Annotated in this window: 15 protein-coding genes; 1 reads left to right on the forward strand and 14 read right to left on the reverse strand. The window is 62.7% G+C overall.

Annotation, left to right across the window (positions count from 1 at the left end; genetic code table 11):
• The 8 genes from G365_RS21065 to G365_RS0110120 all read right to left on the reverse strand — a co-directional run.
• Positions 1 to 316 (reverse strand): hypothetical protein (locus tag G365_RS21065; protein ID WP_043742083.1); only part of this gene is annotated, 316 nt, incomplete at its 3' end.
• 11 nt (positions 317 to 327) lie between these two features.
• Positions 328 to 1,068: a P-loop NTPase family protein gene (locus G365_RS0110090; protein ID WP_019645403.1), complete on the reverse strand. Its 741-nt coding sequence runs from the start codon at positions 1,066 to 1,068 to the stop codon at positions 328 to 330.
• A gap of 71 nt (positions 1,069 to 1,139) precedes the next feature.
• Complete coding sequence (locus G365_RS0110095; protein ID WP_019645404.1) at positions 1,140 to 1,526, reverse strand: hypothetical protein; 387 nt, start codon at positions 1,524 to 1,526, stop codon at positions 1,140 to 1,142.
• 236 nt (positions 1,527 to 1,762) lie between these two features.
• On the reverse strand, positions 1,763 to 2,053 hold the full coding sequence (locus tag G365_RS0110100) for a DUF2218 domain-containing protein (RefSeq protein ID WP_019645405.1): 291 nt from the start codon (positions 2,051 to 2,053) through the stop codon (positions 1,763 to 1,765).
• A gap of 11 nt (positions 2,054 to 2,064) precedes the next feature.
• Entirely contained in the window at positions 2,065 to 2,832 is a 768-nt protein-coding gene (locus G365_RS0110105; RefSeq protein WP_026345248.1) for an ABC transporter ATP-binding protein, read from the reverse strand.
• Positions 2,829 to 3,857, reverse strand: a complete 1,029-nt coding sequence (locus G365_RS0110110; protein WP_019645407.1) for a FecCD family ABC transporter permease — start codon at positions 3,855 to 3,857, stop codon at positions 2,829 to 2,831. Before G365_RS0110110 ends, G365_RS0110105 begins: the two co-directional genes overlap by 4 nt.
• A complete protein-coding gene (locus G365_RS0110115) occupies positions 3,854 to 4,984 on the reverse strand; it encodes an ABC transporter substrate-binding protein (protein ID WP_019645408.1) in 1,131 nt (376 codons plus the stop codon). Before G365_RS0110115 ends, G365_RS0110110 begins: the two co-directional genes overlap by 4 nt.
• A gap of 64 nt (positions 4,985 to 5,048) precedes the next feature.
• The gene (locus G365_RS0110120; RefSeq protein WP_019645409.1) at positions 5,049 to 7,043 is read right to left on the reverse strand and encodes a TonB-dependent receptor domain-containing protein; all 1,995 of its coding nucleotides are present in this window, start codon (positions 7,041 to 7,043) and stop codon (positions 5,049 to 5,051) included.
• 205 nt (positions 7,044 to 7,248) lie between these two features.
• On the opposite strand from G365_RS0110120, the gene G365_RS0110125 reads away from it, so the two are divergent.
• Positions 7,249 to 8,226, forward strand: coding sequence for a helix-turn-helix transcriptional regulator (locus tag G365_RS0110125; protein WP_169545115.1), 978 nt, complete (start codon positions 7,249 to 7,251; stop codon positions 8,224 to 8,226).
• Between the two features lie 6 nt (positions 8,227 to 8,232).
• Here the strand turns inward: G365_RS0110125 and G365_RS21070 are convergent, their stop codons facing one another.
• The 6 genes from G365_RS21070 to G365_RS22910 form a co-directional block, all read right to left on the reverse strand.
• Positions 8,233 to 9,504, reverse strand: a complete 1,272-nt coding sequence (locus G365_RS21070; RefSeq protein WP_019645411.1) for a molybdopterin molybdotransferase MoeA — start codon at positions 9,502 to 9,504, stop codon at positions 8,233 to 8,235.
• 96 nt (positions 9,505 to 9,600) lie between these two features.
• The gene (locus tag G365_RS0110135) at positions 9,601 to 10,227 is read right to left on the reverse strand and encodes a NapC/NirT family cytochrome c (protein ID WP_019645412.1); all 627 of its coding nucleotides are present in this window, start codon (positions 10,225 to 10,227) and stop codon (positions 9,601 to 9,603) included.
• A complete protein-coding gene (locus tag G365_RS0110140) occupies positions 10,227 to 10,787 on the reverse strand; it encodes a nitrate reductase cytochrome c-type subunit (protein ID WP_019645413.1) in 561 nt (186 codons plus the stop codon). The genes G365_RS0110135 and G365_RS0110140 overlap by 1 nt, the downstream gene beginning before the upstream one ends.
• Before the next feature lie 2 nt (positions 10,788 to 10,789).
• Positions 10,790 to 13,294 (reverse strand): nitrate reductase catalytic subunit NapA, encoded by a 2,505-nt coding sequence (napA, locus tag G365_RS0110145; protein WP_019645414.1) that lies wholly within the window; start codon positions 13,292 to 13,294, stop codon positions 10,790 to 10,792.
• Positions 13,291 to 13,560 (reverse strand): chaperone NapD, encoded by a 270-nt coding sequence (locus G365_RS0110150; RefSeq protein WP_019645415.1) that lies wholly within the window; start codon positions 13,558 to 13,560, stop codon positions 13,291 to 13,293. The genes napA and G365_RS0110150 overlap by 4 nt, the downstream gene beginning before the upstream one ends.
• Positions 13,557 to 13,898, reverse strand: a complete 342-nt coding sequence (locus tag G365_RS22910) for a 4Fe-4S dicluster domain-containing protein (protein ID WP_019645416.1) — start codon at positions 13,896 to 13,898, stop codon at positions 13,557 to 13,559. Before G365_RS22910 ends, G365_RS0110150 begins: the two co-directional genes overlap by 4 nt.
• Positions 13,899 to 13,906: the final 8 nt, after the last annotated feature.

Raw genomic sequence — 13,906 nt, forward strand, 5'->3', positions numbered from 1 at the left:
TCACCTGTGTGGTGGCGGCTTCGATATCCTCCCGCGTGTCCTGCAGCAGGGCCGCTGACAGCGCCGTCTGTTCGTCCAGCGCCACGCGGTGAATGGCGTAGATCAGCAGGACGGGATCATCCGCAGACAGCGGGATGCCGGTGTCACTCATCAGCCTGCGACGCAGCTCATCCAGTGACAGACGCGGCACAATCTGACCGGCGGACGGGCCGGAGGGGGTGGCAGGAGTGTTTTCCCTGTCGTCAAACCCGGTTTCCGGTCCGAAATCGTCATAGAAATCCGGGGGTGGCCCCCGATCATTCTCATAGGAGTGCATCGCCCGGCCCCTCAGAAATTGGCGGCGGAGATGCGACCGTTGATCTGGCCCCAGACTTTCCGCAGGCGGCTGCGTTCAACAATCCCGAAGGCTTCGGACGTGCTGGCTTCGGCGAAGGTCAGCCGGGCCGAGGTCATGCGCTTGATGTCTTCGCCGGTGGTCTGGGGCGGCACGGCGGGCAGCTGGATGATGGCAGCGATGCGGGCCTTAAAGCGGGCGAAGAAGGGGCTCTGTTCGAAGGTGAGCGATCCCTTGTCGCTCTCGATCAGGATCTGGCCGAAGTACTCGTTCAGCCACACGACGATGGCCCCATTGGGGATAGCCTTTGCCAGATTGACCAGACCCTGAGCCGTATCGTTGAGGGCCTGTCCACCGGTCAGGACCGTGTGCAGGAACACCGTGTGCCCTGCGTCTTCCAGAATCTCGATAATATCAGCCTCAATCATGTATGAGACCAATGGGAGGAAGGTCGCAGCGCCGTTGTCTACGACAGCGACAGCATCGTCCGGGAGGACGAGCAGTGCCTTCATAAGGACGTCAAAATTGCGTGGATTGATCTCTCCTGCCTGTTCTCCCAGCAGAACCACATTGGTCCTGAAAGCAGCATAGCCCCCGAACGTCTGGTTGACCGGGTCGGTGTCGAAGCAGTGGGGTGTGATCCCCCGAGAGAGGTAGTGCTGGGCCAGCAGCGCGGAGATGTAGCTTTTGCCGACGCCGCCTTTGCCCTGCAGCGTGAAATGAATCTGTGCCATTGGGGAACCCCGTTGTTTTGATTGAGAGTGGACAGCCCCCGGCGGTCACAGCGACCGCAAGGGGTCGTGTGTCAGTCGGTGCCGTTGTCGTCTTCGCCCAGCAAAAGGGGGGAGCCGTTCGGTGTGCCCGTCAGAGGTGTGGCGGGCTGGATCGTGGATTGATAAGGCGAGGGGAGAGCGGGGCGCTTCGTGATCACTGCAGGCGCGGCGGCGGGCAGTGGATGGATGGTTACAGCCTTCGATTGTTGCCGCTTCTGCTCTTGCGGAAACTGCACCCGCAGCCAGCGATAAAAACTGGCCCGTGAGAATCCAGTAGTTTTGCCACTGGATGCAAGTCGCAGATAGATTTCGTGCGACGAGAGGCCCTCGTCTTTTAGTTTTTTAATGTCATCGGCCAGCACGGAGACAGACGCTTTAGCCTGCCCCCATTTGCTGCGGTGGTTGGTGCCGCCTGTCATGTGCGCCCCTATTGGGTTCGTCTTGACAGCAGACGCGGCTTAGTGATTGTTTGGGATTGCGTGCAGCTTTATGCTGTGCGACAAAGCGTCACAATATTAGGCCACAGGCCCCCGCAACCAAAACAAGCCGTCAACTCATCGAGTTGGCGGCTTTTTTGTTTCTCTCCCCAGAACGGGAGCGAGGCCTGTCTGGAAAGAGAAAGACCGCCGAAAATGATCCGGCGGCCTGAGAGGTCTCAGCGGGTCCATGTCACCGTTAAGGTTTCCCGCCAGCCGAAGCGGATCAGATGATCTTCCACCACGGCCTTAATCCGATCCAGACCTTCCTGTGTGTCAGCGGTAATCTGCAAGGCCAGTGCGTTGCTATCTGCTGAGAGGGTGCAGGTGCCCCAGAGAAACTCGGCCCGGCCAGATGTTTCATCATGCTCGACGGTGATCTTGTGAGCGAAATGCTTACAGAGTTGGCTGAGATATCGCCCTGCGGAAGCCGTGGAGACAACGGCGGTCGTCTGAATAAGTTCGGTCACAATAAACTCCTTTAAAGAGGAAGAGCGCTATCCGCCAGAACGATTGGGGTCCCGAGGGAACACCGTTCGACCCGCGCGGATACGGCATAGGCGTCAGAAAGGGTGGCGGGAGTCAGGGCGCTTGCGGGGGGGCCATCGGCAATCACGGTGCCATCCCCCAGAATCAGCAGCCGGTCACAGAACCGGGCAGCCAGATTGATGTCATGAATGGCGATCAGGGCCAGACAGCCGTGATCGACCGTCAAAGACCGGACGGTTTGCAGCACGGCCAGTTGCCAGCGCAGATCAAGGGCGCTCGTCGGCTCATCGAGCAGCAGCAGGCGCGGTTGACGGACCAAGACCTGTGCAAGACCGACCATTTGCCGCTGACCGCCTGACAGTTGTGCCATTGTCCGCAGGGCCAGATCGCGCAGACCAAGGCGATCAAAGACAGTTTCGATCCTCTGTTCTGCAGCGCGGCGCGAAAGGTCGGGGCGGGTCGCCCGCAACGTACTCAGAACAGCCTCATACGCCAGCAAAGGTGATCCCTGCGGAAGTGACTGGGGGAGGTATCCGACTGCCTCATGATGAGTGGATGTCAGCAGAGATTGTCCGTCGAGGGTTGCTGTACCGGTTGCAGACTGCAACCCGGCCAGCGCCCGGAGCAACGTTGATTTACCGGCGCCATTGGCACCAAGGAGGCCGACAACCGATCCAGCGGCAACCGGTGGCAGGCAAAGGTCTGTCAGCACCGGGCGCTGCCCATAGCGTACAGAAAGGCCATTCAGGTACAGCGTCATCCCCGTCTCCGTTGGCTCAGGAGCAGGGTCATGAACAGCGGAATCCCCACCAATGCGGTCACGATTCCCACCGGCAGTACCAGCCCCGGAACGATGCTTTTGCTGGCGGTGGAGGCCAGACTCATCACCAAGGCCCCGGCCAGTGCAGCCCCCGGCAGATAGAACCGGTGGTCCTCACCGATCAGCAGGCGGGCCAGATGCGGGCCAACCAGTCCGATGAAGCCGATGGTTCCGACAAAGGACACCGCCGCCGCTGCCAGTAGACTGACCCGCAAAAGCACAACCAATCGCAGCCGGGCCACAGGAATGCCGAAAGACCGCGCGTGATCTTCACCGCTGCGCAGGGTCGTCATCGCCCATGCCTGCCGCAGAGACAAGGGCAGGCAGATCGCCAGTGCCAGTGCCACCAGCGCATCTTTCTCCCACGTTGCACGGTTCAGGCTGCCCATGGTCCAGAAGACAATCTGCTGCACGGCATCTGCGCTGGCGACATACTGGATCAGCCACAACAGGGCATTCATTACAAAAACCATCGCGATGCCAAACAGGACAATGGTGTCGGCCCCGGCCCCTTGAGAGCGGGCCAGCGCATTGACCAGCAGGGTGGCAGCGACAGCGGCGGCAAAGGCGTTCAGGGGAATTGTCCACAGGGATGGAATCCCCGGAAGCGAAAGATCGAAAACGATCCCAAGGGCGGCGCCAAGCGTGGCAGCATTGGTCAGGCCGAGGGTAAACGGGCTGGCGAGGGCATTGTTCAGGGTGGTCTGCATTTCTGCCCCTGCCAATGCCAGCGCAGCCCCGACCAGAACCGCCATCACGGCCTGCGGCAGACGGATATCCCAGAGAATAATCGCCAGTGCCGGTTCCGTGTCGGCTTGCAGGAGGTCTGTCAGCCGGACCCCGGATGGTCCGGTGGCAACATCCAGCAGCATAGCGGCGGCAACAGCCCCGGCGAGAGCGGTCAACAAAACAATACGCCCCAAAATCCGGCGACGGTATCCTGCGGCAAGAGAAAAGGCGGTCATGGCCGGGAGATCCAGTAGGTGCCGTTCAGCGGCATCGGCTGAAAGCGGGTGGTCATCCGGGTCAGGGTGCCCGCTGGATCAAGATCAGCAAACAGATCAGGGTGGATCCATTTGGCCAGCACTTGCACCGCGACGACATTGAACGGGGAATGCACAAAGTGGTGCCACAGGGCATGGGCGCGCCCCTGTTGCACAGCGGTCAGGGTGCTGATGCCGGTCCGGTTCAGGCTGCGGTTCAGGCTGACGGCGGCATCGCTGGCGGAGACCCCATGCCCCAGCGCAATGCGTTCTGGCATTTTCACGGCTGTGGCGGCATTCCCGATGGCGGTGCCGATATAGAGGTCTGGCTGATGGGTTAGCAGATATTCCAGACTGACCATGCCGGACTGACCGGGGATCAGACCGGTCGCCAGATTTCGGCCTCCGGCGGCGTCAATCATGGTGGCAAGAACACCGCTGCCGATACTGGCGCAGCAGTCCCCCTGCAGCCCGACCCGATTTTCCAGAAAGACCAGCGGACGGGGTACTCCGGTCTGCAGGCGGTCTGTCACCCGCCGCAGTTCTGTCTGATAGGTGCTGACAAAGGCATCGGCCTCTGTCTGTTTGCCGAGCAGGGCGCCCAGCAGGGCAATGCTCTTTGGGGTGTTCACCAGAGGATCAAGAAAGAAGTCGACGAAGACGACGGTCACCCCTGCCGCCTCCAGCTGGCGGATGACTTCTTCATCCTTCGGGGTTGGTCCGTGACCGGCCAGAGTCAGGATTGCCAGATCTGGTCGTAACGACAGTGCCTGTTCTGCACTGAAGGAGGTGGCCGAGGCTTTGCCGACAGCAGGAATATCCCGGAGTGCCGGGAAGCGTTCCGCCCACAGGGCATATCCCGGCGGATCGAGAAGGGGGAACTCTCCCATGGCCCCGACCACGCCGTTCAGTGGGGTTGCCGGATCCAGAATTGCCAGAGCAATCAACAGGCGGCCTTCCCCCAGAATGATCCGTTTGGGGGATGTCGGTACAGCAACAGTACGCCCGGCAAGGTCCGTGACCGTTGCCGGGGGCGATTCCGCGAAGCTGGTGCCTCCGCACAGACATGGCAGGATCACACTCAGGATTGCAGCAAGTCTTTTCAGCATGGCCGGCTCCCCGCCGCTCAGGCAACAGCGCAGGCCCTCCGGTCTGGGGGCCTGCGCCGGATCGTTAAAACTTCACAGTGGTTGAGAGCAGGAAGGCGCGCCCTTCCTCGTACACCGGGGTGACGTTGGTGGCGGCGGGGTAGGTCCCGCGCGACAGATAGGTCTTGTCGAAGATGTTGTTTGCTTCCAGACGCAGGGTCCAATGTTCATAGCTCTTCAGCGGCTGCCATTCGCTGAACAGATCGACCACCCCATACCCCTTGATCGGCTGGAAGCCGTTCTGGCGCAGGGCCTCGTCACGGATGCCCTGTGTCAGCTCGGTGGAACCCCCGACGGTCAGGCGGATCGGCTCAACGGTGTATTCCCCGCCAAGCGTAACCATCTGTCCGACCGGAACCGCGGTGAAGTAATCGCTGGGCAGAGCCATACGGCCACCGTAGCGGGCCCGGGTATAGGTGTACTTGCTCCACAGTTTGGCGTTGGACCAGTCATACCCGGCAGACAGATCAAAGCCCTGTGTGCGCAGACTGGGGCCGGTGAACCGCACCCCTCCGGCGCCGGTATCGGAATAGGTGTCGGTCATCAGGGTGCGGAACACCGCCCCTTCCAGCGACAGACCATCAGCCCCATAGCGCAGACCGGAGCGGAAATTATGGGCCCATGTCGGTTTGACATCATCGCGCACTGTGTAATTGCGGGCATGCAGAACCCCGGTTTCCGGCAGTTCCATCCCGCCGAAGACGTAGGAATATCCGCCAAAAGCGCTGATGGCAGGGGTAATCGCATATTCAGCGCTGACGTTGGGCGACAGGCCAGCGTTGTCGAAATCCTTTTCGTCGACGCTGTGATAGGTCTGATAGTCAGCGCGCAGGCCGGTGGAAATCTTCCAGTCTGTCCATGGTTCGATCCGGGCCTGCGCGAACAGCCCGTAATTGCGCACCTGTTCATCGGCATCGGTGGCCATCAGATAGCGCCGTACATAGGTTTCGGTGTTTTCAACATCAAAACCGGCCGTGAGTGTTCCGGTCGGGATGGCAAAGGTGTTCTGTGCCTTGAGGCCCAGTGTTTCGATGTTTGAATTAAACACCCCGGATGCGGCGGCGGTCTGTGCGGTGTCATTGGGGCGCTGCAGCCCGACGCGGTTGTAATAGACGTTGACCTTGGGGTCGAAAGTCGCGGTCGGAGCGGTGGTTTCATAACCGACGCCGACCGTGGTGCGGGTGGCGCGGGTGGTGTTCATCAGGCGCCCGGTTCCGGCAGTGACCAGACCCAGATTGGGGCGCATCCGGCGGACCGCTTTGTCTTCGTCGTATTCCCCCGACAGGCTGATGCGATGGCCGTCCCGGCTTTCGTAAGCCAGCTTGGCAAGCCCGCTCTTCAGGGCATCCTTGGTACCGTCTTCGTCGGCACCGCGTCCGTTCTCATAATTTTCCCCGGCATTGCGGGTCAGGATTCCCAATACCTCAAAGCCGTCTTTCACCGCGTATCCGGCACCGGTGGTGCGCAGGCTTTCACTGTTGGTGTTGTAGCTGGTGATCACGGTGCCACCGGCGTCCTGCCCCGGCAGCAGCATATCTTTCGCATCTTTGGTCTTCATCTGCACCGTGCCGCCCAAGGCGCCCGGACCGGCATCGGCGGGGGAGACCCCGGCGGAAACATCAACCGACTTCAGGAACATCGGGTCAAGCGTCATGGCCCCGTTGTGGTGCCAGATATTGCTACGCTGGGTGGCACCGTCGATGCTGACATTCAGTTTGCTCTGTTCCACGCCATGGACAAAAAACCGCTGCGCCGCCGCTGATCCGCCGCTGGTGGTCACTGCCGGATCATCGCGGAACAGCTGGCGCAGATCTTTCGGCTGTTCGCGGTCGATTTCCTCCGCAGTGATGGCGGAGGTGGTTTCCACCGCTTTCGGGGCATCATCCTGAATGGTCATCGGCGTCAGCTGTGCCTGCTGTGCCTGTGCGAGGTTCGGCAGCAGCAGAGTCGTCACCAGCATTGAGGAAGCCAGCAGCGCGGCTTTACCGGCGGGTCGGGTCTGCGGGGCAGAGAAGGGCATGGTGAGGTCCTTTTGTTCGGGGCATCCGGTCTGGACCCGCTGATGCGGGTATGCTAATAATGAGACGCACTCTCAAAATCAAGCGGTGCGGGGGACTGATTGGCCCTCTGTATAAAGACACCAAAAACTTTGCGCTTTTGCGCTGCGCCCGTTTTTGTTTGCGCTGCTGCCAAAAGCAGGGGCGATGGTGACGGAAGGGGAAGGGATGCACGCCCAGATAACAGCGCCCGATGCGCGGTCGATTCGCTTTCTTGATATCTGCGCCCAGAACCGGAAAGACGGCTTCCGGGTGGTGGCTCCGGTGATCCAGCCGGATGATGTGGCCCTGCGCGGGCGTTATTCATCGCTGGAACTGCGGTCTGGCCTGCGTCTGCATGCCACTGATACTGTAGATATGTTTGATATGGTCACGCAGGCCCGGGCCGAGCCCGGGCTGACGCTTGGGGTTTTTCTGGCCGGATCGGCGCGGATTTCTCTGGGGTCACGGCCCATCACCCTCAGCGGAGCGGGCGGGAATCCGCATGCCTTTGCCCTTTATACCGGCGAGCAGGATCTGTTCGAGCGGCGGGGTCTGCGCGGGCAGCGGGTGCGCAAGGTCAATGTGAACATCCCGCAGGGCTGGCTGGAAGCCGAGGACTGGCCTGCGGTGCGGTCTCTGGCCGCGCTGTGCGGCGATCACCGGGCGTTGCGGACCTGGGTGCCGACGGCCCGTCAGCTGGATCTGGCGGCGCGGATGATTGATCCCACGCCGGGTATGCCTTACCTCGACAGCCTGCACCGCGAAGTTTTGGCATTGGAATTTGTCAGCGATGTGCTGCGGGCGTGGCTGGAGGAAGAGGACAGACCGGTTACGGTCAGCTCCCGTGACCGTCAGCGGCTGCGTCGGGCCTGTGACTGTATTGATGCCCATCAGGATGCCCGCCTGTCAGTCGATCAGGTGGCCCGGGCGGCAGGAATGAGCGTCAGCGCCTTGCAGCGGCTGTTTCATGCCGCCTATGGGACCTCCGTGCTGGATTTCGCCCGGGTGCGGCGGCTGGAACAGGCTCGGCGGGCATTGGAGGGCGGGGATCTCAGCGTGACGGAAGCGGCCCTGAATGCGGGCTACGGATCTCCGGCAAACTTCGCAACGGCCTTCAAGCGTCACTTCGGGGTCTCACCGAAAGATGTCCGGTCCCGGGCCTGATGTGGATCAGGGCAGGGGCAGGGCGGGAAAGAGGGTTCCTGCCGCCGCATGGTCACAGTCGGCGGGGATCACCAGCAGCGCATCGGCTGCCACCAGCGCCGATTGCTGGGCCGAGCTGCCGTGCCCTGTCCGTTCGGCCACGGGCAGACCATCTGCCCCCGGTCGCAGGGTCACGGAGATATACTCCTCTCGCCCGGCTTTCCGGCGGATCTCCTCAGCAATCCGCACCGGGAAGCGGACTGGCGGGCGATAGGGTATCCCGGCCCGGGCCCGCAGCAGAGGCAGGCCAATCAGCATCAGGGTAACGAAGACCGCATTGGGGTTTCCCGGCAGCCCCAGAAACAGACACTCCTGTCCATCCGGGCCGGGCAGTGCCCCGACGGCCACCGGTTTTCCCGGTTTGATCGCCAGCCGCCAGTGATCAATCCGACCGCCAAGGGTCAGGACCGCCCCTTTGACATGATCTTCATCCCCGACCGAGACCCCACCGGAGCTGACGACCGCGTCGCAGCTGTCTGCCGCCCTGCGCAGGGCGGCGGCGACCGTTGCCGGGTCATCGCGGACGGTCGGCAGGTCAAGCACGTCGAATCCGGCTTCTTCAAGGCGGGTGGCCAGCAAAAAGCGGTTGGAGTTGTAGATGGCACCGGGGCGCAGGGGCTGCCCCGGTTCGGTCAGTTCGCTGCCGGTGGACAGTACCGCAACCTGCAGGCGGCGGCGGACCGGCACATTGGCCAGCCCCAGCGTGGCAGCGCAGGCAAGGTGCCGGGCCCCCAGCTGGGTTCCGGCGGTCAGGGCTATGGCTCCGGCGGCCAGATCGTCACCGGGCAGCCGGATGTTGGCCCCGGCGTTGGGCAGGCGGTGCAGGGTTACGCTGTCTCCGTCAGTGGTGCAGTCTTCCTGCATGATCACCCGGTCACAGTCCGGCGGCAGGGCCGCCCCGGTGAAGATCCGTACGGCTCCGGCCCGTTCCGGCAGACCCTGACCGCTGTCCCCGGCAGCGACCCGCCCCCGCAGCGGCAGGGTCAGCGGGGCTGGGCCGCTCAGGTCCTGCGCCCGCAGCGCATAGCCGTCCATGGCCGACCGGCGGAAGGCGGGGATCGGTTCGGCAACGCTCAGATCCTGCGCCAGAACCCGGCCCCGGGCCTGCCGGACCGGACAGAGAGTGACGTCCTGCACCACGGGCTGATCGGGCAGCAACCGGGCCAGCAGGGCTTCAATGGTCCGGTTCTCATCCTGTGGGCCGCAGCAGGCGCAGTCATCCGGGGTGGTCAGCGGCATGGTCTCTGGTCCTGTCAAAAAGACCCCTCCCGTAAAGCCGGCAGACCTTGCGGGAGGGAGAGTACGGAGTCAGCGTGTCAGCCCCCGGATGGGGTCTCAGTGAGCAGCGGCGGGCGTCGTCCAGATCGGCACGCCGGTCATGTCCGGCAGCTTGTGGGCAATCCCCTTGTGGCAGTCAATGCAGGTGGCTTTGCCGGTAAACAGGAATTCCTGATGGGCGGCAGCCCCGCGGGCACCCTGCCGGGTGATATCCATCGACTCGGCGCTGTGGCAGTTCCGGCATTCCAGCGAGTTGTTCGCTTTCAGGCGGGCCCATTCGTGGCCAGCCAGTTCTTTCCGTTTTGCCTCAAACTTCTCCGGTGTGTCGACGGTCCCGAAGATCTTGCCCCAGACTTCTTTTGACGCCTGCATTTTACGGGCGATCTTGTCCGTCCAGTTATGGGGGACATGACAGTCCGGGCAGGTGGCGCGGACACCGGAGCGGTTGGAATAATGGATGGTTTTCTGAAGATCGGCATAGGGGTTGTCACGCATTTCGTGACAGCCGATGCAGAAGGCTTCCTTGTTGGTGGCTTCCAGTACGGTGTTGAAGCCCCCCCACCAGATCACCCCGGCAATAAAGCCACCGATGGTCAGAAACCCGATCCCCAGATGGGCGGCGGGGCGGTTGAAGGCTGCCCAGGCCGCCTTTGCCAGACCGATGGCGCAGCGGAACAGTCCCATCAGTTATTCCCCCCGCCACTGGTGCCTGACCCCTGACGGATCACGCTGTCCATATCCTTAAAGGTGTTCTGCACCCGGGGCTGGGCTTCGGTCTGCGGCACATGGCACTGCATGCAGAAATAACGGCGCGGCGAGACCGCCCCGAGAACCTGTCCATCCCGGTCCTGAAAGTGGGTGACGGAGACCATCGGGGCCTGACTGTCCCCGGTGAACTCCCGGCTGTGGCAGGTCAGGCACTTGTTGGCGTTCAGGTCCAGCTGATACCCGGCGACGGAATGCGGGATCACCGGCGGCTGCTCCGGATAGTTCCGCTGGCGGCGGCGGTCATCGGTGACGTCTTTGGGGATCGGCGGTGCTTCCTGCACCGTCAGGCCCTCAGCCCCGGTGAAGGCCGGGCGTCCGCTGGCGGCGACATCACGCCCGCTGGCGGTTTCTGCCACCGGAGCCGTGCTTCCGGCCTGCGATTGCGGGATGGCGGTCAGGGCGGTCAGAGTGGTCACCAGCAGCGCCGCCGACAGCAGGGCAGCCCGGACGATCGTGGTGCGCAGGATCTGTTTCATGATTACGTCCCCTGAACCGGCGTGATCCGCACGGCGCATTTCTTAAAATCGGTCTGTTTAGAGATCGGGTCGGTGGCATCGAGAGTGACGCGGTTGATCAGCACGTCGGCGTCAAACCACGGTACGAACACCAGCCCCTTCGGCGGCTTGTTCCGTCCCCGGGTTTCCACCCGCGCCCTGACCTGTCCACGGCGGGATTCCACCACCACTTCCTGACCGCGCCGGACATTCATGTCCTTGGCATCATCGGGGTGCATGTAACACAGGGCCTGCGGCACCGCTTTGTACAGCTCCGGCACGCGGCGGGTCATCGACCCGGAGTGCCAGTGTTCCAGCACACGCCCGGTCGACAGCCAGAACGGATAGTCTTTGTCCGGGCTTTCTGCCGCAGGCTCATAGGGCAGGGCGAAGATGCGGGCCTTGCCGTCCTTATGACCATAAAAGCGGATGCCTTCTCCGGCAGGCACGTACGGGTCGCTGCCTTCGCGGAAGCGCCAGCGGGTTTCCTTGCCATTCACCACCGGCCAGCGCAGGCCGCGTTCGGTGTGGTAGGTGTCGTAGGGGGCCAGATCGTGCCCGTGGCCGCGCCCGAAGCTGGCGTATTCCTCGAACAGTCCCTTCTGCAGATAGAAACCGAATGCTTTGGATTCGCGGTTTTCGTAGGCCGGATCGCAGTCACTGACCGGGAAGCGGTCGACCTGTCCGTTGCGGTACAGCACGTCAAACAGGGTTTTCCCCCGGTATTGCGGGGCCTTGGCCAGAAGGTCTTCCGGCCAGACGTCCTCTACCTTAAACCGCTTGGAGAACTCCACCAGCTGCCACAGGTCGGACCGGGCCTCGCCGGGGGCATTCACCAGCTGATGCCAGACCTGTGTCCGGCGCTCGGCATTGCCATAACCGCCTTCCTTTTCCACCCACATCGCCGCCGGCAGCACCAGATCGGCGGCCATGGTGGTGACGGTGGGATAGGCGTCGGAAACGACAATAAAGTTGTCGGGGTTGCGGTAGCCCGGCCAGGTTTCATTCCCGGTATTGGGCGCGGCCTGCATGTTGTTGGTGACCTGCACCCAGTAGCAGTTGATCTTGCCGTCTTTCAGCATCCGGTCCTGCTGCACGGCGTGATAACCGGGCTTGGCGGGGATGGTGCCGGGCGGCAGTTTCCACAGCTCTTCCGTGTGGGCCCGGTGGTCCGGGTTGGTGACCACCATATCGGCGGGCAGGCGGTGCGAGAACGTGCCGACCTCACGCGCGGTGCCGCAGGCACTGGGCTGGCCGGTCAGAGAGAACGGGCTGTTGCCGGGTTCGGAAATTTTGCCGGTCAGCAGATGGATGTTGTAGACCAGATTGTTCGCCCACACCCCACGGGTATGCTGGTTGAAGCCCATGGTCCAGAAGCTCATCACTTTGACCTTGGGGTCGGCGTACAGCTCGGCCAGTGCCTTCAGCCGGTTGGCGGGCACCCCGGACAGGGCGGCCACTTTTTCCAGCGTGTAGGGGGCAACGAAGGCGGCGTAATCCTCGAACGAGATCGGGGCGGAATCGTTGGCGGTCGCGGCGTTTTTCGCCGCTTTTTCCAGCGGATGGTCAGGGCGCAGGCCGTAACCGATATCGTCGTTGCCTTTGACGAAGGTGGTGTGTCTGGTAACGAAGTCCTTATTCACCCGACCGGTCTGGATGATGTGATTGGCGATGTAGTTCAGGATCGCCAGATCGGTCTGCGGGGTGAACACCATCGGGATGTCCGCCAGCTCGAACGAGCGGTGCTCGAAGGTGGACAGGACCGCGACTTTGGTGCCTTCATGGCTCAGGCGGCGGTCCGTCACCCGGGTCCACAGCACCGGATGCATTTCCGCCATGTTGCTGCCCCACAGCACAAAGGCGTCGGCATTCTCGATGTCGTCATAGCAGCCCATCGGCTCGTCGATGCCGAAGGTGCGCATGAAACCGGCGACGGCCGAGGCCATACAGTGCCGGGCATTCGGGTCAATGTTGTTAGACCGGAAGCCCGCCTTCATCAGCTTGGAGGCGGCATAGCCCTCATGGATCGTCCACTGGCCGGACCCGAACATCCCGATCGCTTCCGGTCCCTTGGCTTTCAGGGTGGCCTTCCACTTTTCGGCCATGATGTCGAAGGCCTGATCCCAGGTGATCGGGGTGAAGTCGCCATCCTTGGCATACTGGCCGTTCTTCATCCGCAGCATCGGGGTGGTCAGCCGGTCCTGCCCGTACATGATCTTGGACAGGAAGTAGCCTTTCACACAGTTCAGGCCCCGGTTGACCTCGGCCTTCTGGTCCCCGTGAGAGGCAACGACCCGCCCGTCCTTCACCCCGACCATGACGCCGCAGCCGGTCCCGCAGAACCGGCACGCGGCTTTGGACCATTTGACCGATGCATCGGCCCCGGTCGGCAGCTGGGTGGCATGGGCCTGCTGCAGGGTTGCCCCGACAGCGGCGGCGGCGGCCACGGCAGCCTGTGCTTTCAGGTAATCGCGTCTGGTGATGGTCATGGCATCAGGTCCTCAAGGGCGGTTGCAGGCTCAGCATGGTGGTAGACCAGCAGGGCGCTCAGGACGCCGGGCAGCGCCTGCAGGGTGTCGAGTACATCAGCCACCTGCCGGACGGTGGACCGTTCCACCAGCACGATCAGGCGGCCATGGCTGTCTTCTGTCGGGGCTATTTCACAGTTCAGGGCCAGAATCTGGCGGCTCAGGGCATCGGCATGCTCCGGGCGGCAATGCACAACGATGCTGGAGATATGCAGTTCTTCCGTCATGGTCTCTGGGGCTCCGTGGCCTCTCCGGGGGGGAAGGTCAGACCGATGGCACCGACCGGGCAAGGGGGCAGGCAGTCACCGCAGCCGGTGCAGCGGTCAGGGTCCACGTCTGCCCGCGATCTGCCCCGGGGCAACAGGTGAAAGCGGATGGCCCCATCGGCACAGGCATCACCGCAGGTGCGGCAATAGGCCCCGTTTTCGGTCAGACAGGTTGCGTTGATCACGGCAACCGGCCCGCTGGCCGGGCTGGCCTGTACAGAGGGGGCTGAAGGGGCCGAAGCTGTCTTCAACAGGGCAGAGGGGCGGGTGAACAGAGCGCGGCGGCTAAGATCAACCATGATCTTTC

Origin of the sequence: Novispirillum itersonii subsp. itersonii ATCC 12639 (genome assembly GCF_000381985.1) — a bacterium.
In the GTDB taxonomy this organism is placed as follows: Bacteria; Pseudomonadota; Alphaproteobacteria; order Rhodospirillales; family Rhodospirillaceae; genus Novispirillum; species Novispirillum itersonii.

Excerpts from the sequence above, each read along its gene's own strand:
- G365_RS22910 (WP_019645416.1), bottom strand. The coding sequence starts at position 13,898 with ATGGTTGATCTTAGCCGCCGCGCTCTGTTCACCCGCCCCTCTGCCCTG.
- G365_RS0110115 (WP_019645408.1), bottom strand. The coding sequence starts at position 4,984 with ATGCTGAAAAGACTTGCTGCAATCCTGAGTGTGATCCTGCCATGTCTG.
- G365_RS0110105 (WP_026345248.1), bottom strand. The coding sequence starts at position 2,832 with ATGACGCTGTACCTGAATGGCCTTTCTGTACGCTATGGGCAGCGCCCG.
- G365_RS0110110 (WP_019645407.1), bottom strand. The coding sequence starts at position 3,857 with ATGACCGCCTTTTCTCTTGCCGCAGGATACCGTCGCCGGATTTTGGGG.
- G365_RS0110120 (WP_019645409.1), bottom strand. The coding sequence starts at position 7,043 with ATGCCCTTCTCTGCCCCGCAGACCCGACCCGCCGGTAAAGCCGCGCTG.
- G365_RS0110150 (WP_019645415.1), bottom strand. The coding sequence starts at position 13,560 with ATGACGGAAGAACTGCATATCTCCAGCATCGTTGTGCATTGCCGCCCG.
- G365_RS0110095 (WP_019645404.1), bottom strand. The coding sequence starts at position 1,526 with ATGACAGGCGGCACCAACCACCGCAGCAAATGGGGGCAGGCTAAAGCG.
- napA (WP_019645414.1), bottom strand. The coding sequence starts at position 13,294 with ATGACCATCACCAGACGCGATTACCTGAAAGCACAGGCTGCCGTGGCC.
- G365_RS0110140 (WP_019645413.1), bottom strand. The coding sequence starts at position 10,787 with ATGAAACAGATCCTGCGCACCACGATCGTCCGGGCTGCCCTGCTGTCG.
- G365_RS0110125 (WP_169545115.1), top strand. The coding sequence starts at position 7,249 with ATGCACGCCCAGATAACAGCGCCCGATGCGCGGTCGATTCGCTTTCTT.
- G365_RS0110135 (WP_019645412.1), bottom strand. The coding sequence starts at position 10,227 with ATGGGACTGTTCCGCTGCGCCATCGGTCTGGCAAAGGCGGCCTGGGCA.
- G365_RS0110090 (WP_019645403.1), bottom strand. The coding sequence starts at position 1,068 with ATGGCACAGATTCATTTCACGCTGCAGGGCAAAGGCGGCGTCGGCAAA.
- G365_RS21070 (WP_019645411.1), bottom strand. The coding sequence starts at position 9,504 with ATGCCGCTGACCACCCCGGATGACTGCGCCTGCTGCGGCCCACAGGAT.